The sequence below is a fragment of the Streptomyces sp. NPDC040432 genome (assembly GCF_055595445.1).
On sequence record NZ_JBVIVP010000013.1, the window covers coordinates 94205 to 118718 of the forward strand.

A 24514-nucleotide genomic window follows, 5' to 3' on the forward strand; every position below is an offset into this window, starting at 1 on the left:
ACGTACCGGTGCCATGCGTGTCTGCTCCATCCTCGTGGACAACACGGATCACCCCACGGCCGGTATCCTGACTCCCGGATCATCGCGTGCTCTCCGGCCTTCCCGACGGATGGCTGCCGTCAGTGGCCTGACCTGCTGGAGAACGCACTTCCCGGTCACAGTGGCGGGACCGCGCCGGATTCACACCGGCTTCCCTGCACCGCGGGCTTGCCACGAACATATAGTTGGACGTCCTAGTAAGTCCACCCCCACCCTTGGCGCGGTCGTGCGAAAACCCCGCCGCCCCGGCGGGCCACCGCGGGTGCGGTGCCCCCATGTCGGCCGTCGGGCAGATCCAGGTGACCTTCGACCGCGCGGAGCCGGAACGCCGCCAGGAGCCGGTTCCACCTCGACGTGCGGGTCGGCACCGGACTCGTCCCGGTCCGGGTCCGGGCTCAGCGGTCCCGGTCGGCGACCCGGTACGGGACGAAGGTGCTGGAGTTCTCGTCGACGGCGAGCGGCCGCCCCAGTGGCGGGACGGCGCGCTGCGGGCAGTCGAGCCGCTCGCAGAGCCGACAGCCCATACCGATGGGGGTGGCCGCCGCCGCGTTGTCCAGGTCGATCCCGTCGGAGTAGACCAGCCGGGAGGCGTGCCGGATCTCGCAGCCGAGACCGATGGCGAAGGTCTTGCCGGGTTCGCCCCAGCCGCCGCGGTGGCGGGTGACGGCGCGGGCGGTCCACAGGTACCGCTGCCCGTCGGGCATGGCGGCCACCTGTACGTGGATCCGGCCGGGCGCCGCGAAGGCCTCGTAGACGTTCCACAGCGGGCAGGTACCGCCCGCACGGGAGAAGTGGAATCCGGTGGCGGACTGCCGCTTGGACATGTTCCCGGCGCGGTCGACACGGACGAAGGAGAAGGGCACCCCACGCAGCCTGGGGCGTTGCAGGGTACTGAGGCGGTGGCAGACGGTCTCGTAGCCGAGGCCGAAGTGGTCCGTGAGGCGCTCGATGTCGTAGCGGAATTCTTCGGCGGCCGTGTGGAAGGCCCTGTACGGGAGGATCAGGGCGGCGGCGAAGTAGTTGGCGATGCCGATCCGGGCCAGCGCGTGCGGGGTCGACCCCGCGGGGAAGTCCTCCGCCGCCAGCCGGTCCAGTTCGCCGCCGTACTCCAGGAGCGCCAGCTGGGTGGCCATCCGGAAGGCCTGCTGGCCCGGCCGCAGCCGGGCGGACAGGTGCAGCACCCGGCCCGAGTCGTCGTAGTGGTGCAGCCGGTCCGAGTCGACGCTCACCCGGACCCCGTGCCGGTCCGCGAGCCGTGCCGAGAGGGCGCGGACGACCTCACCGGGACGGATCCGGATGGTACGGGCCAGTTCCTCGGCCGCGAGGTCGGTGTCGTGGAGGTAGTTCTGGCGCCGGTAGAAGAACTCCCGGATCTCCTCGTGCGGCGAGCGCGGCAGGCCGGTGCCAGGGTCCCCGTCCCGCCCGTCGGCGGACCCCGCCAGTCGCTCGGCCAGCAGTTGGCCGCGGCGGCCCAGGTCGAGCAGCACCTGTGCGACCGCCGGCATCCGGGAGGCCAACTCGGCCAGGTCCGAGGAGGAGACCCTGGCCTCGGCCACCTCCCCGGCCAGCGCCTCCCTCAGGTCCGCGACCAGCCGGCTGGTGTCCCGTTCGGAGAAGAAGCCCGGATCGACTCCGAATGCCTCGGTCAGCCGCAGGAGCACCGGCACCGTCAGCGGGCGGGAGTCGTGCTCCATCTGGTTGAGGTAGCTGGGCGAGATGGCGAGGACCCGGGCCAGCTCCGCCTGCGACATCCGCCGCTCCTCCCGTAGCCTCCGCAACCGCGTGCCCGCGTACGTCTTGCTCACCGCGCCTCCCTCGTTCCACTGACCACCCTATGCGGGAGGGGACCGTTCGCACCCTTCGCAACCTTGGCAAAGTGCGGCGAGAAGATTCGCAAAAGTTGGCATGCGTCCACGATTGATGGCACTGGGTGTCACTGCGAGAGTCGTCCTGCGGCCCGCCGGACCAGGCGGATCCAGGCGGGAGAACCGGGCCCGAATCACGCCCTGATGTCGGGCAACCCGGAAACTCCCGGCTGATGGATCGACAACATTGCTCACTCGTTCCAGGTCAGGGACGGCGGGCCGCGATCCGATACGGCACGTGGTGCCACAGCTTCGCACCTATGGCGTGCGAGGACGTTGAAGCGACTCATGGAGACGGTGACGGTCATGGCAGAGGCGAACACGACGGCGGCGGCCGAGCAGCTCAAGCAGCGGTGGGCCGACGACCCGCGGTGGGCGGGCATCGAGCGCACCTTCACGGCCGAGGACGTGGTGCGGCTCTCCGGCAGCGTCCGCGAGGAGCACACCCTGGCCCGGCGCGGTGCCGAGCGGCTGTGGCGGCAGCTCCACGAGCAGGACTACATCCACGCGCTCGGCGCGCTCACCGGCGGGCAGGCCGTCCAGCAGGTGCGGGCAGGTCTCCAGGCGATCTACCTCTCCGGCTGGCAGGTCGCCGCCGACGCCAACCAGGCCGGGCACACCTACCCGGACCAGAGCCTCTACCCGGTCAACTCGGTCCCCCAGGTGGTCCGACGGATCAACAACGCCCTGCTCCGCGCCGACCAGATCGCCACCGCCGAGGGCGGCTCGGACACCACGGACTGGCTGGCACCGATCGTCGCCGACGCCGAGGCGGGCTTCGGCGGCCCGCTGAACGCCTTCGAGCTGACCAAGGCGATGATCGCGGCGGGCGCGGCCGGCATCCACTACGAGGACCAGCTCGCCTCCGAGAAGAAGTGCGGCCACCTCGGCGGCAAGGTCCTCGTCCCGACCGCGCAGCACGTCCGCACCCTGAACGCGGCCCGCCTGGCGGCCGACATCGCCGACACCCCGACGCTGATCATCGCCCGTACGGACGCCCTCGCCGCGACCCTGCTGACCAGCGACGTCGACGAGCGCGACGCCGAGTTCTGCACCGGTGAACGCACCGCCGAGGGCTTCTACCACGTCCGCAACGGCATGGCCCCGGTCATCGCCCGCGGTCTGGCGTACGCCCCGTACGCGGACCTCATCTGGGTGGAGACCGGCACCCCGGACCTGGCCCAGGCCCGCGAGTTCGCCGAGGCGATCCACGCGCGGTACCCGGACCAGATGCTCGCCTACAACTGCTCGCCCTCCTTCAACTGGAAGGCCGCGCTGGACGACGACCAGATCGCCAAGTTCCAACGCGAGCTCGGGGCCATGGGCTACCGCTTCCAGTTCATCACCCTGGCCGGCTTCCACTCCCTCAACCACGGCATGTTCGACCTCGCCCGCGGCTACGCCGAGCACGGCATGACCGCCTACGTCGACCTTCAGGAGCGGGAGTTCGCCGCCCAGGCGCAGGGCTTCACGGCGGTCAAGCACCAGCGCGAGGTCGGCACCGGCTACTTCGACCTGGTGTCCACGGCCGTCAACCCGGCCTCCTCCACCACGGCGCTCTCCGGCTCCACCGAGGAAGAGCAGTTCCACTAGGGCCCCATCCGGCGGGCCCGCCCGCCGATAGCCGTCCGAAGGCGCCCGAGGCTCCCCCCTCGGGCGCCGACCACCCCCGCCGAGGAGCAGAACCGCATGTCATCCACGTCCCTGACCGCCGGTGTCCGAGTCCTCGGCACACCGGGTGAACGCCACGAGGAGATCCTCACCCCGGCGGCGCTCGACTTCATCGCCCGGCTCGACACCGCGTTCGCGGACCGCCGTACGGAGATCCTCAAGGAACGCCGCCGCCGGTCCGCGCACCTGGCCTCGGGCACGCCCCTGGACTTCTCCCGCGCCACCTCGGCGATCCGCGCCGACGCCGACTGGCGGGTCGCCCCGCCCGCGCCCGGCCTCACCGACCGGCGGGTCGAGATCACCGGGCCGCCGGAGCGGCGGATGGCCGTCAACGCCCTGAACTCCGGTGCCAAGGTGTGGATGGCCGACTTCGAGGACGCCACCGCCCCCACGTGGGGCAACGTCATCGGCGGCCAGCTCACGCTGCTGGACGCCATCGAGCGGCGCATCGACTTCACCACTGCGGAGGGCAAGGAGTACCGCCTCGGCACGGACCTCGCCACGATCATGGTCCGGCCGCGCGGCTGGCACCTCCTCGAAGAGCACCTGGAGATCGACGGCCGGCCCGTGCCGGCCTCGCTGGTCGACTTCGGCCTGTACTTCTTCCACTGCGCGCAGCGGCAGATCGACTCCGGTCACGGCCCGTACTTCTACCTCCCGAAGCTGGAGAACCGGTACGAGGCCCGGCTGTGGAACGACGTCTTCGTACTGGCCCAGGAACTGCTCGGCATCCCTCGGGGCACCGTCCGGGCGACCGTCCTGATCGAGACGATCACGGCCGCCTTCGAGATGGAGGAGATCCTCCACGAGTTGCGCGAGCACAGCGCGGGACTGAACGCCGGCCGCTGGGACTACCTCTTCAGCCTCATCAAGACCTTCGGCCACCGCACCGACTTCCAACTGCCCGACCGGGCCGCCGTCACGATGACCGCCCCCTTCATGCGGGCCTACACCGAACTCCTCGTCCGCACCTGCCACAGGCGCGGCGCCCACGCCATCGGCGGGATGGCCGCCCACGTCCCCAGCAGGGACCCCGAGGCGAACGGGGCGGCGCTCGCCAAGGTCCGGCTGGACAAGGAGCGCGAGGCCGAGGACGGCTTCGACGGCTCCTGGGTGGCCCACCCGGGGCTGGTCCCCGTCTGCCGCGAGGTCTTCACGGGCGTACTGGGACGGCGGCCGAACCAACTGGACCGGACCCGGGAGGACGTCGAGGTCACCGCCGCCGATCTGCTGTCCGTGCGCCGGATCGCCGCGCCGCCGACCCCGGAGGGGATCCGCTCGAACGTCGCCGTGGCCCTGCGCTACTTCGACGCCTGGCTGCGCGGCAGCGGCGCCGTGGCCCTGTACGGGCTGATGGAGGACGCGGCGACCGCCGAGATCGCCCGCGTCCAGATCTGGCAGTGGCTGCGCCACGAGCGGGTGGACCGCGCGACGCTCCTCGACCTCCTGGACTCCGAGTGCGCCGCGCTGGAGGACGAGGACCCCGAGGCCCATGTCCTCGACGCCCGTGAGGTCTTCGTGGACGGCGCGCTGTCCGGGCGGCTCCCCGCCTTCTTCACCCCCGAGGCCTACACCCGTCACCTCGTCCGCCGCGCGGCCGGGCCGGTGACCGCGTGAACGCCCCCGCACGGCCGTCGAGCGGCATCCGGCGGGTCGGGATCGTCGGTGGCGGACAGATGGGGGCGGGCATCGCGGAGGTGTGCGCCCGGGCCGGCCTGGACACCGTCGTCGCCGAAGCCGACGCGGGCGCCGCCCGCGCCGCCCGTGAGCGGATGGCCGTCTCCCTGGAACGCGCCGTCCAGCGGGGCAAGCTCGACCGGATCTCCGCCGAGGACGCCCTGGCCCGGCTGCTGTTCACCAGCGACCTCGACGACCTGGCCGACCGTCAGTTGGTGGTCGAGGCCGTCACGGAGAGCGCCGACGCCAAGATCGAGGTCTTCGCCGCCCTCGACAAGATCGTGGAGGACCCGGAGGCGATCCTCGCCACCAACACCTCCGCCATCCCCGTCATGCGGCTCGGCATGGCGACCGGTCGCGCGGACCACGTGCTGGGCCTGCACTTCTTCAACCCGGTACCGGTGTTGCCCCTGGTCGAGATCGTCTCCTCCCTCCACACAGCGGCGCACGTGTCCGACACCGTCGAGGCCTTCGTCGGCGACACCCTCGGCAAGACCGCGATCCGCTCCCGGGACCGGGCCGGCTTCGTCGTCAACGCCCTGCTGATCCCCTATCTGCTCGCCGCCGTCCGGATGGCCGAGTCGGGGTTCGCGAGCGCGTCCGACATCGACGACGGCATGGTCCTGGGCTGCGCCCATCCGATGGGCCCCCTCAAGCTGGCCGACCTCATCGGTCTCGACACCGTCGCCGCCATCGCCGGATCCCTGTACGACGAATTCAAGGAACCCCTCTACGCCCCGCCCCCGCTCCTGCTGCGGATGGTGCAGGCGGGGCTGCTCGGCCGCAAGACCGGCCGCGGGTTCCACACGTACGGCCGGGACTGAGGGTCCCGGCACGCCGCCCGGGCTCCGAGGGTGCCCCGGCTGAGGGAAGGAGCGGGGCGTGACGAGTGGTGTCGTCGCGCCCCGCTCCGCCGTGTTCCCGGGATCCACTTACGGCGCGCCCCCACGACACCGTACGATGCGTTCTGCTCCGGCCCGTTCGGCGGAGCCCACAACCGAATGCACGCATGCCTGGGGGAAGCCGGTGGGAATCCGGCGCTGACCTGCAACCGTGAACGGGGCCTCGTGCCCCGTGAGTCGGAGTACCCGGGATGCGCTGTGAATTGCTTCCCACTGTCATGGTCTGCAGCGCGAAGCCCCCAGCCCGGGCCGGCACCCCCGGCCGCTTCCCGAGGGAGGCGGCCGGGGGTGGGCGCGTGGGTCGGAGGGATCGTCGGCGCGGACCGTCATCCCTTCCGGAAGAAGGCACTTCATGCGCCCGACCCTCGCCCGCCGCTCCGTGATCACCACGGTCGCCCTCGGTCTCGCCCTCGCCTCCGCCCCGGCCGTGGCCGAGGCCGCCCCGAAGCCGAACACGAACGCGGCCGTCAAGGTCGAACTCACGGTCCAGGGCCCGAACGGGCTGCTCTTCAAGGGCAAGGTCAAGACCAAGGGTCACGACGTCACCACCGCCACCGGTGGCACCCACAAGTGCGACGGCACCAACGGCGGCGCCCACGCCTCCAAGGTGCCCACGCCGACGGCGGCGCTCGACGACGCCGCCCGCAAGAAGGGCTTCACCTGGGACGGGACCTGGTACTCGTCGTTCGACGACTTCTCCGTCGACACCATAAAGAACGTCAGCGGCGGCGGCTCCGCCTACTGGAGCATCTCCGTCAACGGCACTCCGACCCCGGTCGGCGGCTGCCAGTTCAAGATCGGTGCGGGTGACCAGGTGGCCTTCACCTGGACCTCCTTCTGATCCGATCGCGATCACCCCGCGCACAGCGGTGCGGTCCGCGAGCCCCGGGGCTCGCGGACCGCACCGGTGACGGATCGTCAGGCGCCCCACCGCAGCGCGATGGTGTCGCCCACGTTGATGACCTTCTCGCGCAGCGCCCCGGCGAAGGAGGAGCCGTCGACGCTGACCTTCCACGTGTTCGAGCCGCTGTTGGCCTTGCCGTTGACCGTGGTGATGGTGCCGGTCCCGGAGGACGGGGTCACACCGGTGACGCAACCCGACGGCGTGGCGCCGCCCGTGGCCGCGGCCAGGACGTCCCCGAGGGTGGTGGTCGTCCCGGTCGGGGTGAACGCCACGGAGCAGACCTTGAGGTTGCCGGCACCGTCGTCGACGGACAGTGCCAACTTCGTCGCCGTACCCGCGGTGAAGGTGGACTGGGCGACCCACTGCGGAGCACCGGGGGTCACCGGCACCGGCGGGGCCGTGGTGAATCCGCCGCCCGCGACCGCGCGCAGCGCGTCGATGGAGGCGTAGGCCGTGGGGCCGGCATCGGCGGGCTTGTACTTGAAGCCGCCCGCCGGGTTGTACTGGTTGGCGATCAGGAAGTCGATGGGCGTCTTGCCGCTTCCGGTGAGGAAGTCGCCCGTCTGCGGGTTGAAACCGCAGGCGTTCAGGCCCGCCACGCCCCAGCCGTTGGAGCTGGTGTTGACTCCGTAGAGCGAGTTGAACGCGCCGCTGCCGGGGACCAGGGTGCCCTTGAGGAAGTTCTTCGCCTGGACGACGTCCGTGTCGGTGTTCGGGACGCCGGAGACGCACAGCGCGGCCATGGCGGCGCCGGTCATGTCGACGTCGCTCGCGGAGTTCAGGACGGTGGGGTTGCCCTCGCCCTTCTGGTAGGTCCAGCCGCCGTCGACGTGCTGGTTGGCACGGATACGGGTGACGAGGGAGTCCGTGAGCGCCTGCGGGATGCGGTTCGCGCCGCCCTGGGTCCTGGCCCCCCGCAGCGAGAGCGCGGCGAAGACCGTGCCGTTGAAGTTCCCCGACGGACCGAAGTAGCCCGGCTCCGCCGTCTGCCAGTAGGAGTAGATGTGCGCGACGAGGTTGCGGGAGGCCGAGACGCGGGCCGGGTCGATGCCGGCGGCGTAGGCGTTGAGGGCGCCGCGCTCGTAGTCCGTGACGACCGGGGAGGCCTGTGGCCAGCCCGCCGTCGACAGCAGGTTGCGGTAGACGGTTCGGGCGTTCTTCGTGGTGTCACCGCCCGGGTAGACGTCGACGACGGCCGTACCGGTGGCCGCGAAGGCGCTGAACGCCCACTCGTTGGACAGGCCGGCGCCCGCGTACGAACCATCGGCGGCCTGAAGTGACTTGAGGTACGTCACACCGTTCGTCCTGGAGGTCGCGATCTGCGCGGGCGACGAGGTGGCGAAGGCGGGCAGCGCGGTGAGGACGAGGGCGCCGAGCGCGGCGGGCACCGCGAGCGTGAGGCGGCGGGAGGTACGGGGACGGGACATGGCCTGCTCCTGGAATGAGGGACGCCGACCCGACCGGGGCTCGTGCGGGCGGGCAGCCCGGAGCTCGGTGGCGGCCGTCCGAACGCGTGGTACGGCTTGTGCAATGCCTCGCCACACGGGCATTCGGGCTCGGAAACGGCCCCCTGCCGTCCCACACCGCTGCGCGTCAGCCCCGGATTCACACCGGGTTCCCCCACGTGGCAGCCCAGGACGCTACCCGAGTGATCAAGGGTCCGCCAGCCACCGCGAACGGCACCGCCGGAGCGGTGGTCGAGCCCGCCGCCGTGAGACGCAGACCACCTTGACGCTGTCTTTATCCGCGTGGTCCACTCCGACTGATAAGCACTCAGCTCCAGGGGAAGCCGGTCGAAGTCCGGCGCTGACCCGCAACCGTAGGCCCGGCACCGTCCGGGCGAGTCGGAATGCCTGGAGCCAGGTTTTGCAGCGAGAAACGCCGTCGCGGACTACGGCGTGGTTCGAACGGCTTCCCCTGGCCCCGTGGGCCGTGGAAGCCCTTTTGCCACGCACTGGTCCGCCCGGCCGACACGAGGGGCCGTGGTGGGGACCGCAGAGCAATCAGAGCAACGCATGCGCAGCAAGGGGTTGCTGTCGCTCGTATCGGCGGCGCTGCTGACCTTCGCCGCGAGCGTGGTCTTCGTGGGCGGGACGGTCTCCGCCTCGGCCGACCCGATCGAGCAGTGCACGGCCACCACCGGCGCGATCGTCGCCGTCGACTTCGGCCCGTTCGGCGGGAAGGTCGAGCGCGGCTGCGACACCACTCCGACCACCGGGTACGAGCTGCTGCACGCGGGTGACTTCACCACCATCGGCACCGCCCACGACGGGGACGCCTTCATCTGCCGCATCGGCAAGGGCACCGGCACGCAGTACCCCACGCCGGACAAGGAGGACTGCGTCCTCACCCCCCAGGCCACCGCCTACTGGTCGTACTGGATCGCCTCGCCCGGCCAGAAGAACTGGACCTACAGCCCGCTCGGCGCGATGGCCCGCACGCCGAAGCCCGGTGACGTGGACGCCTGGGTGTTCGGCGGCACGGACATCGGCGGCACCTCGGGCAAGCCGACCTTCTCCCCCGACGACGTCCGGGCCGCCGGCGGTACCACGCCCGACCCGACCGTCCCCACGGCCCCGCCGGAGGTGCCCGCGGGAGCGGTCGACGTGTCGGCCGCCACGCGTTGGATCACCGCCGGGCTGACGGACGGGGAACGCGTCGTCGACGAAGGGTCCACCACCGCGAACCACTTCCTGACCACCGAGGCCGTGTTCGCCCTGGTCGCGGCCGATCCCGGGAGCCCGGTGGCGAAGAAGGCCGCCGACTTCCTCTCGACGCCCGCGCAGACCGACGCCTACGCCTATCCGGCCGGCAGGGACGGGATTCCCGACGCCACGGCCGCCGCCCGGCTGGCGCTCGTCGCCGAGGCCACCGGGAAGGACCCCCGTGCCTTCGGCGGGCACGACCTCCTCGGCGATCTGGTGAAGTACGTCTGCCCGCGCGACATCGGTGACGGGGAGACGGTGGAAGGCTGCCTGACCAAGGGCGACTTCCGCACCACCGGCCAGTCCGACGCGCAGGCCATGGCCGTCATCGCACTGCTGAACGGCGGTGTGACGCCGCCCGCCGACGCGGTGAACCGGCTGACCGGCCTCCAGTGCGAGGACGGCGGCTTCACCTCCATCCTCATCCGCTCGGGTGGTTGGTGCGACAGCGACGCGAACTCCACCGGCCTGATCACGCTGGCGCTCCACCGCGCCGGCGGGCACGACGCGACCGTGCAGAAGGCGCGCGACCATCTGAAGAGGACCCAGCTGGCGAGCGGCGCCTGGCCGTCCGCCACCTACTTGACCACGGGCAGCCCGGCATCCACCGGTTGGGCCGCGCAGGCCCTGCGCGCGCTCGGCGACGCGGCCTTCGCGGACGCCGGCATCTCGTGGCTCTCCCGGCACCAGTTCCCCTCGGGCGGATTCGGGTTCGACGAGGAGGACACCGAGTCGAGGCTGTTCGCCACCTCGCCCGTCACCATCGCGAGCGCGAAGAGCGACCTGGTCACGCTGACCACGGGGCGGACCGGACCGACGCCGACTCCGACGCCCACCCCGACGCCGACTCCCACGCCGACTCCGACGCCGACTCCCACGCCGACTCCGACCCCGACTCCCACCCCGACGCCGACCCCGACCCCGACCCCGACCCCGAAGCCCACGCCGACCGACACCGGGCCGACGATCCCGGCCGGTGACGGACCCGACCTGAAGAAGGGGACGGCGTACCTCGGCGACCGGAGCCGTCTGATCCAGGGCCGCTTCTACGAGAGCATGCCCGGGACCGGCTTCGCCGACTACGGCCTGACCATCGACGGCGCCTACGCCCTGGCGGCGACCGGCCAGGACAACGCCACCCTGCGCAACATCGTCGACTTCCTCGACAAGGGCGGCAAGGACGGCAAGGGACGAGGCGTCCACGACTGGACCCTGATCGGCACCAAGTACGCCGCCGGCGGCTCCATCGGCAAGACGGCCCTCCTCGCGGAATCCGTGGGCCGCGACCCGCGCAGCTTCGGCGGTCAGGACCTGCTCGCCGCGCTGTCCAAGGCGGTCTGCCCCGGCGCGTCCCCGGCTCCGGTCAGGTGCGCGGCCAAGGGCAACTACACCAACGCCACCTCCGTCTTCTCCCAGTCACTCGGCATCATGGCCCAGGTCCGCGCGGGCGAGACGGCCGCCGCGGCCGACCCCATCGCCTACCTGAAGAGCCTCCAGGAGCCCTCGGGTGCCTGGCCGAGCCTGATCGGCGAGGCCAGCCAGGCCGAGGTCGACTCCACCACGATGGCCGCCATGGCCCTCGACCTGCTCCCGGACGCCGCCTCGCAGGCAGCCGTGGACAAGGCGGTCGCCTGGCTGGCGACGCAGCAGAAGGACGACGGCGGCTTCCCCGGTGCCTCCGGCAACTCCGTCAACTCGGCCGCCCTCGCCGTCCAGGGACTGTCCCTGGGCGGGGAGAAGTACGCGGGCCCCATCGCCAAGGCCCGCGCGTTCCTCAAGTCGCAGCAGAACGGCGACGGCGGCTTCAACATCGCCAAGGGCTCCCAGCCCGGGTCGGACGTCCGCGCCTCCGCGCAGGCGGTCGGCGGCGCCACCGGCATCTCCTTCGGCACCCTCTCGCGCAACCTGGACGGCACCACCCCGGAGCCCGTGCCCAGCACGACGGGCGGCACGACCGGGGGCACCACGGGAGGCACGACGGGCGGCACCACCGGCGGCACCACAGGAGGCACGACGGGTGGCACCACCGGCGGCACCACGGGTGGCACCACCGGAGGAGCCAACGGCGGCACGACCGGGGGTTCCTCGACCGGTTCCTCCTCCGGCCCCGTGATCGTGACCCCGGGCGAGGACGCGGGCGGTACGGGATCCTCCGGCGGAACCGGCACCTCCGGCGGCACGAACACCTCGGGCGGAACCGGCACCTCCGGCGGAAGCAGCACCTCCGGAAGCTCCGGCGGCACGAGCACCTCCGGCGGAACCGGCACCTCCGGCGGAGCCGGCAACAGCCCCGCCCCGACCGGTCACCTCGCATCCACCGGTGCCCAGGTCGGCGCCCTCGCGGCCGCGGCCGTGATCCTGACCCTCGGCGGCTGGGGCACCATCCGTGCCGCGAAGCGCCGTCGCGAAACGACCGGAGGCCGAGCATGAGCACCCACCGCCTGTTGCGCGCCGTGGCCCGTGCGGCCGGCGCGCTGGGGCTGACGGTGGCGGCCTTCGCCGCCACCGCCGCCCCGGCCGGGGCGGCCCCCCAGCCGATGAGCCAGTGCACCACCTCCTCGGGCGTCGTCCTCGCCGTGGACTTCAGCCGCTGGGGCGGACCCGTCTACCGCTCCTGCGGTACGACGCCCACCACCGGCTACGAACTCCTCAACCAGGGCGGCTGGGCCACCACCGGCACCGGACACGACGGCCCGGCCTTCATCTGCCGCATCGGGTACAGCGGACACCAGGGCGGCAGGCAGTACCCGACCCCGCAGCAGGACGACTGCGTCCTGACCCCGCCCGCCTCCGCGTACTGGTCGTACTGGCACGCCGACCCCGGCCGGAACACCTGGGAGTACAGCCAGCTCGGCGCCATGCTCTACAAGCCGAAGCCCGGCAGCGTCGATCTGTGGATCTTCGGAGCGACGAACATCGAGGGCACCCAGGGGCGTCCGACCCTCACCCCCGATCAACTGCGCGCGAAGAACGCCCGGCCGACGGGTGGGGACAAGCCCGTGCCGCAGGACACCCGCACGGCGGCGCCCCTGCCGCCGAACGTCAACACGGGGCCCAAGCCCGAGAACCCGCCCCCGGCGGCCCCCCGTCCGGCGGACCCGCAGCCCGCCCGGCCGGATCCCGTGCAGCCGCAGGCCCCGTCGCAGCCGTCGGCGGAGAGCCCCTCCCCCACGGACACCACGAGCCCGAGCACGAGCCCGTCCCCCTCCACCACCGAGACAGGAACGGCGTCGCCCTCCGGCCCGCCGTCGCCCTCGGCGACCACCACGGCGGCCGTGGCCGCTCCCGCGTCCGGCCCCCAGGTCGTCGACGCGGCGCCCGCCGCCGACGCGGAGCACGACGCGGGCTCGTACCTGCCGGCCGTCGCCACCGGGGCGCTGGTCCTGCTGATCGGTGCGGCCGCCGTGTACGCGGCCAAACGCCGCCGTCGTACGGAGTAGCCGCGTGTCCCGCACCGCCACCGCGGCCGCGGCGAAGCCACCCGTGTCCGGCCCCGCGCCGGACCCGGGTGGCCGCCGGCTGCCCCGCACCCTGCACCCCGTCGCGTGGTGGATCTGGGCGCTCGCCCTCGCCACCGCCGTCAGCCGCACCAACAACCCGCTGCTGCTCTTCCTCGTCCTGGCCGTCCTCGGTTACGTCATCACCATGCGCCGCACCGAGGCCCCCTGGGCCCGGGGGTTCAAGTACTACCTGTACCTCGCGCTGACCGTCGTCGCGATCCGTGTGGTCTTCCGCGCGGTCTTCGCCACCGGCATCACGCCCCGCGACCACTTCCTCTTCTCCCTCCCCCACATCCCCACGCCCGACTGGTACGCGGGCATCCAACTCGGCGGCCCGGTCTCGCTGGAGGCACTGCTCTCCGCCGCCACCGACGGACTCCGGCTGGCCTGCATGCTGTGCTGCATCGGCGCCGCGAACACCCTCGCCAACCCCAAACGCGCCCTGCGCGTCCTGCCCGGTGCCCTGCACGAACTCGGCGTCGCCGTCACGGTCTCCATCAGCGTGGCCCCGCAACTCGTGCAGAGCGTGCAGCGCGTGCACCGGGCCAAGCGGCTGCGGGCCGGTCGCGCCAAGGGGCTCCGGGCCCTGCGCGGGATCGTCGTCCCGGTGCTCGAAGACGCCCTGGAGCGTTCGCTGCGGCTGGCCTCCGCCATGGACTCGCGCGGCTACGGCCGCGCCGGCACCGCCACCCGCGGTTCCCGTCGCGCCACCGGCGCCCTGATGCTCCTCGGCATGTGCGGCCTGTGCGCGGGGGCCTACGGACTCCTCGACGCCACCGCCCCGAAGCTCCTGGGGCTGCCCGCGATGGCGGCGGGGGCGGTCCTGTGCTTCGCGGGTCTGCGGCTCGGTGGTCGCCGTGTCAGCCGCACCACCTATCGGCCCGATCCCTGGCGCTTCGCGGAATGGGCCGTGGCGGGCTGCGGTGTGCTGTCGGCCGTCCTGCTCTTCGCCAACGTCGGTTTCAACGCCGCCGAACTCAACCCGTCGATCTATCCGCTCAGCTGGCCCACCCTGCCGCCGGTCCCCGCCGCGGCCATCCTGCTGGCGGGCGCCGCCGGCTTCCTGGCACCGCCGCCCTCCGCACCCGTCCGGCCGACCGTCCCCGTACCGCGCACCGAGGAACCCAAGTGATCACCTTCGACCAGGTCACCGTCCAGTACGAGGACACGGCCGAACCGGTCCTGCGGGACGTGGACCTCACCGTCGAGGAGGGTGAACTCTGCCTCGTCGTCGGCCACACCGGCGTCGGCAAGTCCACTCTGCTGGGCGCCGTGAACGGCCTCGTCCCGCACTTCACGGGCGGTACCCTCTTCGGCCGCGTCACCGTCGACGGCCGTGACACCCGCGACCACCCGCCCCGTGAACTCGCCGATGTCGTGGGCGTGGTGGGCCAGGATCCGCTCGACGGGTTCGTCACCGACACCGTCGAGGAGGAACTCGCCTACGCGATGGAGCAGTTGGCGGTCCCGCCGGCCACCATGCGCAAACGCGTCGAGGAGACCCTCGACCTGCTCGGGCTCGCCGACCTGCGCCACCGCGCCCTGCACGAGCTGTCCGGCGGCCAGCAGCAGCGCGTGGCCATCGGCTCCGTCCTCACCGCCCACCCCCGGGTCCTCGTGCTGGACGAGCCCACCTCGGCCCTGGACCCGACCGCGGCGGAGGAGGTGCTGGCCGCCGTCACACGTCTCGTGCACGACCTCGGCGTCACCGTCCTCCTCGCGGAACACCGCCTGGAACGCGTCGTCCAGTACGCCGACCGCGTCATCCATCTTCCCGGCGACGGCCGTGTCGTCTCCGGGGCGCCGGCGGACGTCTTCCGTACGTCGTCCATCGCGCCCCCCATCGTCGAACTGGGCCGGGCCGCCGGCTGGTCCCCGCTGCCGCTGTCCATCCGCGACGCCCGCCGCGCCGCGTCCCCCCTGCGCGGTCGGCTGGCGGGCCGAACTCCGCCGCCGGTACGGACCGCGTCGACGACCGGCGGTTCGCTGTTGCTCGGCGCACGCGGGGTCACCGTGGCGTACCACGGCGTCCCGGCCGTACGGGAGGTCGACCTCGACCTGCGGGGCGGCGAGGTCACCGCCCTCATGGGTCGCAACGGCTCCGGCAAGTCATCCCTGCTCTGGGCCCTCCAGGGATCGGGGCCCCGCAAGGCGGGCAGCGTGGCCGTGGCCGGGCCGGACGGCGGGGCGAAGCCCCTGGACCCGAAGAAGCTGTCGGCCGCCGGGGCGCGCCGTCTGGTGGGTCTGGTCCCGCAGACCCCCACCGACCTGCTCTACCTCGAATCGGTCGAGCAGGAACTCGACCAGGCCGACACCGAGTCCGAGGTGACGGGCGGCGGTGCGCGCGCCCTTCTCGACCGGCTCACCCCCGGCATAGCCGACAGCACCCATCCCCGGGACCTGTCCGAGGGCCAGAAGCTCGCTCTCGTGCTCGCCATCCAGTTGGCCGCGGCCCCGCGGGTCCTGCTCCTCGACGAGCCCACGCGCGGGCTCGACTACCGGGCCAAGAGCGAGTTGGTCCGCATCGTCGACGGACTGGCCGCGGAGGGCCGGGCGGTCGTGATCTCCACCCACGACGTCGAGTTCGTCGCCCGTGCGGCCGACCGGGTCGTGGTCATGGCCGAGGGCGACATCGTCGCCGACGGCCCCACGCCCGAAGTCATCGTCGCCTCACCCGTCTTCGCCCCCCAGACGGCGAAGATCCTCGCGCCGCTGCCCTACCTCACGGTCACCCAGGTGACCGCGGAACTGCCCGACGGCGGGACGGACACCGACTCATGAGCGCCACCGTACGCACCGCCGCCATCCGCATCAACACGCGCACCGGGATCGTCATCGCGATGGCCGCGTTCCTCGGCATCGTGGCGTTCTTCTGGCCGTTCCTCGTGGCGCCGGGCAAGTTCGGTTCGAACTACGCCCCGCCTCTGATCTTCGGCGTCCTGCTCGTCATCGTGCTGTGCGTGGTGATCTCCGAGATCGCCGAGGGCGGCATCAATTCCAAGGCCCTGGCGATGCTGGGCGTCCTCTCCGCCGTCAACGCCGCCATCCGGCCGCTCGGCGCCGGGACCGCGGGCATCGAGACGGTCTTCTTCATCCTGGTCCTGGCCGGTCGGGTCTTCGGACCGGGCTTCGGCTTCACCCTCGGCTGCACCTCGCTCTTCGCGTCCGCCCTGATCACGGGCGGGGTCGGACCCTGGATGCCGTACCAGATGTTCGGCTGCGCCTTCGTGGGCATGCTCGCGGGCTTCCTGCCGAGGGCGGGCGGCCGTCGGGAGGTCGCCCTGCTGGCCGTCTACGGTTCGGTGTCCGGATATCTCTTCGGGTTCCTGCTCAACCTGTCCTTCTGGCCGTTCTCCCTGGATCCGAACAGTTCCATCGCCTATCTCCCCGGTCTCCCCTTCACCGAGCAGTTCCAGCGCTACCTGGCCTTCGACCTGGCCACCTCCCTCGGCTGGGACACCGGCCGGGCCGTCACCAACTTCGTGTGCATCTGCCTGGCCGGTCCCGCCGTCCTCACGGTGTTCCGCCGCGCCGCCCGCAAGGCCCGCTTCCAGGCACCGATCCGCTTCTCGGCCCGCCCGATCCCGCCCGACCGCGGCTGACCGCCGGGCCGTGCGCCGTGCGCGTCACCCGGTCCGGACGCCTTCGGCCTGCGGAGCCCCACGAGGGACGGGAGGGCACCGGCCGGGCTCCGGGTGCACGGCGGACGGCCGCCCGGTAGCGTCAAAAGGGTGGGTTCCGCCCAGAACACTGAGGGCCCGGCACGGCACGGTCGCCGCCGGTGTCGGCAGGGGAACGAGGCCACATGCCGAAGCACGGCATCCACGCGGTGACGACCGCCGGGGTCTGTCTGGTCTGTCTGACGGTGTTGGGCCCCGTGGCGGCGGGCGCCGCCCCCACCGCACCGGTTCGGCCCCCCGCCGGGCAGGGCCCGGTGGACCCGGTCGGGTTCGTCCCCGGGCCCTGCCCGAAGACGCCCGAGCCCGTCGAAGCCCTGGCGGACGCCCGCTGCGGATACCTCAAGGTCCCCGAGAACCGCGCCCGGCCCGGCGGCCGCACCATCGAACTGGCCGTCGCCCGCATTCCCGCCGGCTCCGCGAAGCCCGCGGCCGACCCGGTGGTGTTCATGGCGGGCGGTCCCGGCGCCGACACCTTCGACGACATCCCGTTCCTCGTCGCATCGGGGCTGAACAAGGACCGCGAACTGATCGTCATGGCCCAGCGCGGCAACCTCCACAACCGGCCGAACCTGGCCTGTCCCGAGATCGACCGCTTCAACGCCCGGGCCGTCGGCCTGGGCTACGACGCGCAGCAGGCACAGCAGCTCTTCCTGAAGGCGGTCAAGGACTGCCGGGGCCGTCTGACGGCCGACGGCACCGATCTGAACGCGTACAACACCACGGAGAACGCGGCCGACTTCGCCGATCTGCGCAAGGCGCTGCACATCCTCCGGTGGAACGTCTACGGGTACTCCTACGGCAGCAACCTGGCCCTGACGTACTTGCGCCTGCACCCCGAGGGGATCCGTGCGTTCGCGATCGACTCGATCACGCCTCCCCGGGCCGTGACCCTGCCGTGGACCTGGGGCAGCACGGCCGAGGGCATCGACAACATCCTCGCGGCGTGCGCGGCGCAGCCCGCCTGCGAGGGCCGCTACCCCGACCTCCGGCGCATGCTGACGGAGCAGGTCCGCGAGTTGGAGGCCCAGCCGCTGACCCTGGACGTCACACCGCGGGACGGCGGTGAGCCCGTCCGAACCGTCCTCGACGGGGGCGCGCTGCTGAACCTGATCGTCGCCTCCTCCCCGCGGCCCAAGGACATCCCGGCGGCGCTCGACGAACTCTCCCGCGGCGACCCGGAGCGCTTCGCACAGGCCCGCGCGGGCGCCTCCGTGCAGAAGGTCGGCGAGTTCGCGCACGGCCTGACCAACTCGATCGTGTGCGCCGAGTGGGCGCCGGGCCACTCGGCGGCCGACGTCCTGGCCGCCGGGCGGAAGGCCTTCCCCGGATGGCCGGACACGGTGCTCGCCCAGGTGCCGCAGCTGCCCTTCCAGTACGAGGCCTGCCGGATCTGGAACGTCGCGGACCGCTCGTCCGCCCAGCGGGTGGCCACGGTCAGTTCCGTTCCGGCGCTCGTCATCTCCGGCACGTTCGACGTGAAGACCGCACCGAGTTGGGCGAAGGACGTGGCCCGCGACCTGTCCCGCTCGACCTCCTTGCGGATCCCCGGCATCGGCCACTGGGTGGTCCCGCAGTCGCCGTGCGCGCAGCGCGTGCTGGCGTCGTTCTTCGCCCACCCGACCGATCCCGACACCTCGTGCGCGGACGGTCTCCGACCCGCGCCGTTCACGATCGTCCCGAGATGACCGGGAGTCCGGATGTCACGCCACCACGCGCCCCGTCACCGCCGCTCCGCAGGGCGCCCGCACCTCGCGTCGGCCGCCCTGGCGACGGGTCTCCTCGTCACCGGGCTCCTCGGCGCGCCCGCCCGGGGGCAGCCCCGCACCGACCCCACGCCCACCCCGCGACCGCCGATCGGGACGGTCGCGCGGACGGTGGGTGACGCCCGCTTCGAGCCCGGTTCCTGCCCGAGGACGCCGGAGCCGGTCGCGGCGTTGGAAGGGGCCCGCTGCGGCACGCTCACCGTGCCCGAGAACCGCACCGAGGCCGGCGGTCGCACGATCGAACTCGGTGTCGCGATCGTGCCCGCCGTGACCGGCACGCCGAAACCGGACCCCATCGTGTGGCTCGCGGGCGGGCCCGGCGACGACGCCGTGGGCGAGGCGAAGATGGCGATCGACGGCGGCCTGAACCGCGACCGCGATGTGATCTTCATGTCCCAGCGCGGTACCTACTCGGCCGACCCGACGCTGCTGTGCCCCGACATCGACGAGTTCAACGCGCGCGCGGTCGGCCTCGTGTACGACGCGCCGTCCACCGAACGCCTGCACGTCGAGGCCACGAAGGCGTGCCGCGACCAACTGGCCGGCCGCGGGATCGACCTCGGCGCCTACAACGACATCGAGAGCACCGCGGACTACGACGACCTGCGCACCGCGCTGGGCATCGAGCGGTGGAACCTGTACGGGATCTCCTACGGCACGCACCTGGCGCTGACCTACATGCGCCTGCGTCCCGAGGGCCTGCGCTCGGTGGGCCTCGACGGCATACTCCCGCCGTCCAGGTCGGGTTCGGCCACCACCTGGAGCAGCGCCCGGCAGGGCTTCGACGGCCTGTTCAAGGCCTGTGCGGAGCAGCCCGCCTGCGCCGAGCGGTACCCGAACCTGTCGGCCACCTTCGACCGGCTCGTCCGGGAACTCGAAGCGAAGCCGGTCACCACCACTGTCGAACTGCCCGGCAGCGACAAGCCGGTCAAGGTCGTGCTGGACGGCGGAGCCCTGGTGAACTGGATGACCTCCGCGACCCACGTCGCGTCGCAAGTACCCGCCGCGCTCGACGAACTGGCCCACGGCAAGCCGCAGCGGATCGCCGCCCAGTGGGCGGGAGGCAAGCTGAGCCCCCAGGCCGTGGGGAGGGTCGCGCACGGTCTCGTGTACGGCGTCTTCTGCAGCGAGTGGACCCCGTACGAAACCCAGGCGCAGGCCCTGCGCGGCGGCCAGGAGGCGTTCCCCTCGTTCCCCCGCTCGGTGCAGGCCCAGGCCCCGCAGCTGACGTTCCTCCGTCCGGACTGCGCCGTCTGGAACGTCCCCGCGGCTCCGCCGTCGATCCGGGACGTCACGCGCGGCGACATTCCGACGCTCGCCCTCTCGGGCGGGTTCGACTCGCAGACCGGGGCGGACAACGGGCCGTACGTGGCTCGTACGCTGCCCCGCGCGAAGGTCGTCACGGTCCCGTACGAGCCGCACGTGGTGTTCGCCACCTCGAAGTGCGCCCAGCGGATCGCCGTCTCCTTCTTCGACGACCCGGCCGCGCCGAACACCGCGTGCCTGAAGGACCTCAAGCCGCCGGAGTTCGAGATCGGTGGGTGAGCCCCGTCCGCGGCCCGGCCCGCCCCCGCGCCCCGTCAACCCGCGGTGGCGGGGTGCGGGCACGCCGGCACCGCAGGCTGTTCCTTGGTGCGTACGGCGGGCAACCAGGCCGTGGGAGGCGCGGAGCCCGGCGGGAGGCGTACGCGGAACCAGCGGGTGGACTGCCGGTCCTCCTCGTCGATGATGGGTCGGCCGTCGGGCAGTTGGCAGTCGGCGGCGAGGACGTCTCCGTGCCAGACCCTGGTCGGTACGACGTTGTCCGCGGTGTAGGGCCGCAGGGGATCGATCGCCAGGCCCAGGCTGCATCCCGGTTCCCGATCGGCCCGCTCCTGGCAGCCGCGCTCCGCGTTGAAGATCCGGACCGTGCCGGCCGCCGTGCCCGCGGGGCCGGGCGGTGCGGGCGGTGCGGCCCGTACGGCGTCCGAGCACAGGGTCGCGCCGGCCATCCCGCAGAGCGCGGTGGCGAGGACCGCGGCGCGGGCACGGCCCCGCAGCCGGCCCGCCCCGGGCGTTTCCCGCTGGGCGGCGATGCGGGCGAGCAGGCTCTCCGCGGTGTGCGGGGCGCGCGCCTCGTGGGTCGGGGCGAGGCAGTCGGCGGCCAGCGCGCGCCAGAACGGGGGCACGGAGTGGTCCATGCGCAGCGGGGCCCGCCCCTCGCCGTACTGCTGGACGGCGGCGCCCCGCGCCATGGGCGTCGCTCCGGGGAACGGTGAGCCGCCCGCCGTGAACACCTCGTGGATGACGACGCCCAGGGCCCAGATGTCGGCGCTCGGCCGGACCCGCACGCCGAGTTCTCCGAGGGGCGCCCGCCAGCGTTCGGGCGGGAGGTAGTCCAGGGTTCCCATGGGCGGCGCGTATCCGTGGGTGCCCGTCAGTTCGGTGGCGAGACCGAAGTCCGAGAGCTTCACGGATCCGTCCTCGCCCAGGAGCACGTTCTCCGGTTTGAGGTCCGCGTGGACCCAGCCCGACCGGTGGAGATGGGCGAGGCCCTCGCAGATCCCCGCGATCAGTCGCCCTCGGTCGGTCTCGGGCAGCCCGGCGTCGATGAGGTCCCGCAGACTCCCGGAGGCCCGTTCCATGACCAGGACGATCGCGCCTTCCAGGGCGGGCAGGTCGGGTGCGGCGACGACGAACGACTCCAGGAGGCCGATCAGCCTGGGATGCCCGGCACGGCGCCCGAGCTCGACCTCGCGGCGGGCTGATTCCACGATCCTGCGCGCCTGGCGCGGCGCGAGCCCGGCGGTCGGCATGATCTTGAGCGCGACTTCGGTGGGGACCGGGGGTCGGCCGGCGGTGGCGACGGCGGGCCGAACCGGGTTCCGGTCGGCCGGGCGGGCCGCGTGGACCGTGGACCAGCCTCCGGAGCCGATGAGCCCGGTGACCACCCAGTCGCCCAGCCGGTGGCCCGGTGCGATCAGGTCGATCCGGTCGCATTCCGCGGTGTCTTCCAGGCCGGGCCGCAGCGTCATCGTGCGGCCTGCCGCTCGCGACCGCCCGCCCCGGTCAGGGGAGGCAGCAGCGTGAGGTGATCCTCCCGTACCAGTCCGAACCGCAGCGCGAGCCCGACGATCTCCTCGCGTTTTCCGTTGCGGCGGTCACCCTTGCCCGGTTCGTGGGCGTCCGGGAGGCTGATGCGCAGTTTCTCCTCGGCGAGGTAGTCGATGTGCGAGCTGACCGCCCGAGCGGTCAGTGCGGCGCAGGTGGCGTGCCCCTTGAGCCGGTCGACGATCGCGGGGGTGGTGGGGACCGCCACGCGGGACTGGTCGCGCAGGCGCGGCTCGCACAGCGCGACGAGGACGAGGAAGTACGTGGCCGTCTCGTCCAGGGAGTAGGCGGTGAGGGTGCGGTTGCCCCAGGGGACGCCCATGGCGTCCGGGTCGAGGTAGACGTGGTCGGGGGCGAACACCTGGAAGGACACGGTGACGTCACCGCGGGTGGGCAGCACCACGCGGGCGAACTCGAACGGGATGGGTGCGCCGACCCTGCGGGGCGGAACCCTCAGGTACTCCCCCGCTCCCTCCGGGTTCTCGACGAGGTAGCTGTGGGTGGTGCTGTGGTTCGTGAGCTGCCAGTGGTCGTCGGTCACCCGGATCTCCCCGGCGAGCCGGGAGATCGCGGGATCGGCGAGGCGCAGTTCGACGGGGACCGCCGCGGAGCCGCGTCCGAAACGGGCGACCTCGCCGGGGCCGAGCCGCAACGTGACCGCGTCACCGTGCGGTCGGCCGCTGTCGGCGCCACCGCTTCCCCGCGGCAGATGAACGACCACGCCGCTCATCGTTCCCCCCGTTCCACCCGTCGCGCTTGCCGGACGAGCGGAACGATACTGGCCGTTCAGGGGAGTTCACCGGCGTACTTTGGCCACTTCGCCGGACGGCGCGCGGCGGCCGGCCGGACCGGGTCGTCCCGACCCCGTTCCGGAAGCGACGAACGGGCGTCGGCGTCGGGCCGGGCCCGGCCGTTCGGCCGGAACAGCCGGGCCGGGGCGCGGGCGCCGGGCCCGTGTGCGGGGTGCGGAGGCCTCCTTCCGCTTGCTCAAGGTGGGGAAGGTCACTGCGGCGGGAGGGCCTGAACCGGCTCCGGGGGAGGTTCGCGTCGGGAGCGGAGCGTCGATCGCCCCCTTCGCGTGGCGAGATCCGCACCTTCGGTCAGAGGATCGGGGCGGCCCGGCACCCGGGGACACGACCGCAGGGCCCCCGGGTGCCGGCCGGGCCCGCCGCCGCGCCGGGCCGGGTCACTTCCCGGTGGGGCCGGGAGTGCTGTTGAGCCAGGTCCATTCGGACCAGGTGGCGAAGCCGGTCTGCCACCTGTGGAAGGTGCCGGTGCCGTTCAGGCCGAAGACCTCGATGCGGCCGTCGGCGTTGGCGGCGGCGGTCACCTCGGTGCCGCCGGTGCCGAAGGGCGTCCATTCGCCGAAGGGGGCGTTGGCGGCGGTCTGCCAGCTGTGCACGGCGGTGGTGCCGTTCATCGCGAAGACCTCGACACGGCCGTCGGGGGTGCGTTCGCTGGTGAGTCGGGAGTCCGCGGGGCCGCCGGTGGGTTCCCAGCCGGACCAGCCTCCGGGGCCGGTCTGATAGCGGTGGAACACGCCGACCGGGCCGGAGGCGAAGACTTCCAGGCGGCCGTCGGCGTTGTGGTCGACGGTCAGGTCGTGGCCCCCGACGCCGAAGGTGTCCCACGGGGACCAGCCGCCGTTGGGGGCGGTCTGGTAGCGGTGTTGGAAGGTGGTGCCGTTGAGGGCGAAGACCTCCAGGCGGCCGTCGGGCGACTTCTCCATTTCGACGCGGCTGTCGACCGGGCCGCCGCCCGTGGACTCCCAGCTCGACCAGCCGCCGTTCGCGGTGTCCTGGTACCGGTGGAAGAGGCCGACGGGGCCGGACGCGTGGACCTCGATGCGGCCGTCGGCGTTGACGCCGGCCGCGATGTCGCGGCCGCCCTCGCCGAAGCCCTCCCAGTTCGACCAGCCTCCGGACGGGGCCAGTTGCCAACGGTGCTGGAGGGTGCTCCCGTTCAGGGCGAACAGCTCCAGGCGGCCGTCGGCGTTGGGGGCGATGGCGAGTTCGGCGTCGCCGGGTCCGCCGAGGGGCTTCCAGGCCGACCAGTTGCCGTTGACCTCCTGTTGCCAGGCGTGGTGGATGCCGTCGGTACCGGCGGCGAACACCTCCAGGCGGCCGTCGGCGGACCGCGCCGCCACGACCCGGCCCGACTCCGACGGATGCACCTGCGGCCGGGGTCCCGGGCCGGGGCCCGGGGTGCAGGGCAGCAGCACACCGCGCTCGGCGAGGTGGGTCTCGGGGTCGATGCCCCAGGAGGCGGATCGGTCGCCCCAGATCCGCAGGTGGAGGTGGGGGCCGGTGGAGTTCCCCTCGGATCCCATCAGGGCGATCTGCCGACCGGCCTCGACGTGGTCGCCGACGACGACGTCCCGCCGGCTCATGTGCCCGTACTCGGAGATCCGTCCGTCGGGGTGCTGGATCCGGATCCACTGTCCGTAGCCGGGCTCGTATCCGGAGATCGTGACCTCGCCGTCGGCCACGGCGTGGATCGGCGTCCCCACGTCGTTGGCGATGTCGACGCCGTTGTGGCCGCCGTGGTGGTGTTGGGACACCATGCCGGCGGCCGGGCAGGCCGCCGCGGCAGCGGTGCTCCGGTTCGCGGCGGCCGACGCCGGGGACGCCGGCGCCGTCGGCAGCAGGGCGGCAGCCGCCGTGAGCACGAGGGCCAGTGCCCGGCGGGATGCTCCAGGAAGCACGTGACGCTCCTCCC

General features: G+C 72.7%; 16 protein-coding genes and 3 riboswitches. Of the genes, 11 read left to right on the forward strand and 5 right to left on the reverse strand.

Going from position 1 to position 24514, the window contains the following annotated elements; all coding sequences use genetic code 11:
• Positions 1-40: 40 nt before the first annotated feature.
• A riboswitch (cobalamin riboswitch) is annotated at positions 41-219 on the reverse strand.
• Positions 220-434: 215 nt separating this feature from the next.
• Complete coding sequence (locus tag ACZ58N_RS24930; protein ID WP_471163838.1) at positions 435-1844, reverse strand: short-chain fatty acyl-CoA regulator family protein; 1410 nt, start codon at positions 1842-1844, stop codon at positions 435-437.
• 366 nt (positions 1845-2210) lie between these two features.
• Here ACZ58N_RS24930 and aceA point away from each other — a divergent pair, with 366 nt between their 5' ends.
• From aceA to ACZ58N_RS24950, 4 genes are all read left to right on the forward strand, one after another.
• On the forward strand, positions 2211-3497 hold the full coding sequence (aceA, locus tag ACZ58N_RS24935) for an isocitrate lyase (protein WP_471163840.1): 1287 nt from the start codon (positions 2211-2213) through the stop codon (positions 3495-3497).
• Between the two features lie 96 nt (positions 3498-3593).
• Entirely contained in the window at positions 3594-5192 is a 1599-nt protein-coding gene (aceB, locus tag ACZ58N_RS24940; RefSeq protein ID WP_471163842.1) for a malate synthase A, read from the forward strand.
• On the forward strand, positions 5189-6076 hold the full coding sequence (locus ACZ58N_RS24945) for a 3-hydroxybutyryl-CoA dehydrogenase (protein ID WP_471163844.1): 888 nt from the start codon (positions 5189-5191) through the stop codon (positions 6074-6076). Before aceB ends, ACZ58N_RS24945 begins: the two co-directional genes overlap by 4 nt.
• A gap of 131 nt (positions 6077-6207) precedes the next feature.
• Positions 6208-6362: riboswitch (cobalamin riboswitch) on the forward strand.
• A 144-nt stretch (positions 6363-6506) separates the two neighbouring features.
• Positions 6507-6995 (forward strand): DUF4430 domain-containing protein, encoded by a 489-nt coding sequence (locus tag ACZ58N_RS24950; RefSeq protein ID WP_471163846.1) that lies wholly within the window; start codon positions 6507-6509, stop codon positions 6993-6995.
• A gap of 77 nt (positions 6996-7072) precedes the next feature.
• Here the strand turns inward: ACZ58N_RS24950 and ACZ58N_RS24955 are convergent, their stop codons facing one another.
• Entirely contained in the window at positions 7073-8485 is a 1413-nt protein-coding gene (locus ACZ58N_RS24955; protein WP_471163849.1) for a prenyltransferase/squalene oxidase repeat-containing protein, read from the reverse strand.
• A 117-nt stretch (positions 8486-8602) separates the two neighbouring features.
• Positions 8603-8679, reverse strand: a riboswitch (cobalamin riboswitch).
• 394 nt (positions 8680-9073) lie between these two features.
• Between ACZ58N_RS24955 and ACZ58N_RS24960 the strand changes: the two genes are divergently transcribed.
• From ACZ58N_RS24960 to ACZ58N_RS24990, 7 genes are all read left to right on the forward strand, one after another.
• Complete coding sequence (locus tag ACZ58N_RS24960; protein WP_471163851.1) at positions 9074-12193, forward strand: prenyltransferase/squalene oxidase repeat-containing protein; 3120 nt, start codon at positions 9074-9076, stop codon at positions 12191-12193.
• On the forward strand, positions 12190-13203 hold the full coding sequence (locus ACZ58N_RS24965) for a hypothetical protein (protein ID WP_471163854.1): 1014 nt from the start codon (positions 12190-12192) through the stop codon (positions 13201-13203). The genes ACZ58N_RS24960 and ACZ58N_RS24965 overlap by 4 nt, the downstream gene beginning before the upstream one ends.
• A gap of 4 nt (positions 13204-13207) precedes the next feature.
• A complete protein-coding gene (locus ACZ58N_RS24970) occupies positions 13208-14395 on the forward strand; it encodes an energy-coupling factor transporter transmembrane component T (RefSeq protein ID WP_471163855.1) in 1188 nt (395 codons plus the stop codon).
• Positions 14392-16044 (forward strand): ABC transporter ATP-binding protein, encoded by a 1653-nt coding sequence (locus ACZ58N_RS24975; protein WP_471163857.1) that lies wholly within the window; start codon positions 14392-14394, stop codon positions 16042-16044. Before ACZ58N_RS24970 ends, ACZ58N_RS24975 begins: the two co-directional genes overlap by 4 nt.
• Complete coding sequence (locus ACZ58N_RS24980; protein WP_471163860.1) at positions 16041-16865, forward strand: ECF transporter S component; 825 nt, start codon at positions 16041-16043, stop codon at positions 16863-16865. The genes ACZ58N_RS24975 and ACZ58N_RS24980 overlap by 4 nt, the downstream gene beginning before the upstream one ends.
• A 203-nt stretch (positions 16866-17068) precedes the next feature.
• On the forward strand, positions 17069-18628 hold the full coding sequence (locus tag ACZ58N_RS24985) for an alpha/beta fold hydrolase (protein ID WP_471163863.1): 1560 nt from the start codon (positions 17069-17071) through the stop codon (positions 18626-18628).
• 12 nt (positions 18629-18640) lie between these two features.
• Positions 18641-20251: an alpha/beta fold hydrolase gene (locus ACZ58N_RS24990; protein WP_471163866.1), complete on the forward strand. Its 1611-nt coding sequence runs from the start codon at positions 18641-18643 to the stop codon at positions 20249-20251.
• Positions 20252-20286: 35 nt separating this feature from the next.
• Here the strand turns inward: ACZ58N_RS24990 and ACZ58N_RS24995 are convergent, their stop codons facing one another.
• From ACZ58N_RS24995 to ACZ58N_RS25005, 3 genes are all read right to left on the reverse strand, one after another.
• Entirely contained in the window at positions 20287-21720 is a 1434-nt protein-coding gene (locus tag ACZ58N_RS24995; RefSeq protein ID WP_471163868.1) for a serine/threonine-protein kinase, read from the reverse strand.
• The gene (locus tag ACZ58N_RS25000) at positions 21717-22526 is read right to left on the reverse strand and encodes an FHA domain-containing protein (RefSeq protein WP_471163870.1); all 810 of its coding nucleotides are present in this window, start codon (positions 22524-22526) and stop codon (positions 21717-21719) included. The genes ACZ58N_RS24995 and ACZ58N_RS25000 overlap by 4 nt, the downstream gene beginning before the upstream one ends.
• Before the next feature lie 456 nt (positions 22527-22982).
• Positions 22983-24500, reverse strand: coding sequence for a DUF8189 domain-containing protein (locus tag ACZ58N_RS25005; RefSeq protein WP_471163872.1), 1518 nt, complete (start codon positions 24498-24500; stop codon positions 22983-22985).
• Positions 24501-24514: the final 14 nt, after the last annotated feature.

What these genes read in the sequence shown, in the direction of transcription:
- ACZ58N_RS24995 (WP_471163868.1), bottom strand. Translation starts at nt 21,720, where the DNA reads ATGACGCTGCGGCCCGGCCTGGAAGACACCGCGGAATGCGACCGGATC.
- ACZ58N_RS24955 (WP_471163849.1), bottom strand. Translation starts at nt 8,485, where the DNA reads ATGTCCCGTCCCCGTACCTCCCGCCGCCTCACGCTCGCGGTGCCCGCC.
- ACZ58N_RS24990 (WP_471163866.1), top strand. Translation starts at nt 18,641, where the DNA reads ATGTCACGCCACCACGCGCCCCGTCACCGCCGCTCCGCAGGGCGCCCG.
- ACZ58N_RS25000 (WP_471163870.1), bottom strand. Translation starts at nt 22,526, where the DNA reads ATGAGCGGCGTGGTCGTTCATCTGCCGCGGGGAAGCGGTGGCGCCGAC.
- ACZ58N_RS24960 (WP_471163851.1), top strand. Translation starts at nt 9,074, where the DNA reads ATGCGCAGCAAGGGGTTGCTGTCGCTCGTATCGGCGGCGCTGCTGACC.
- ACZ58N_RS24965 (WP_471163854.1), top strand. Translation starts at nt 12,190, where the DNA reads ATGAGCACCCACCGCCTGTTGCGCGCCGTGGCCCGTGCGGCCGGCGCG.
- ACZ58N_RS24985 (WP_471163863.1), top strand. Translation starts at nt 17,069, where the DNA reads ATGCCGAAGCACGGCATCCACGCGGTGACGACCGCCGGGGTCTGTCTG.
- ACZ58N_RS24950 (WP_471163846.1), top strand. Translation starts at nt 6,507, where the DNA reads ATGCGCCCGACCCTCGCCCGCCGCTCCGTGATCACCACGGTCGCCCTC.
- aceA (WP_471163840.1), top strand. Translation starts at nt 2,211, where the DNA reads ATGGCAGAGGCGAACACGACGGCGGCGGCCGAGCAGCTCAAGCAGCGG.
- ACZ58N_RS24980 (WP_471163860.1), top strand. Translation starts at nt 16,041, where the DNA reads ATGAGCGCCACCGTACGCACCGCCGCCATCCGCATCAACACGCGCACC.
- aceB (WP_471163842.1), top strand. Translation starts at nt 3,594, where the DNA reads ATGTCATCCACGTCCCTGACCGCCGGTGTCCGAGTCCTCGGCACACCG.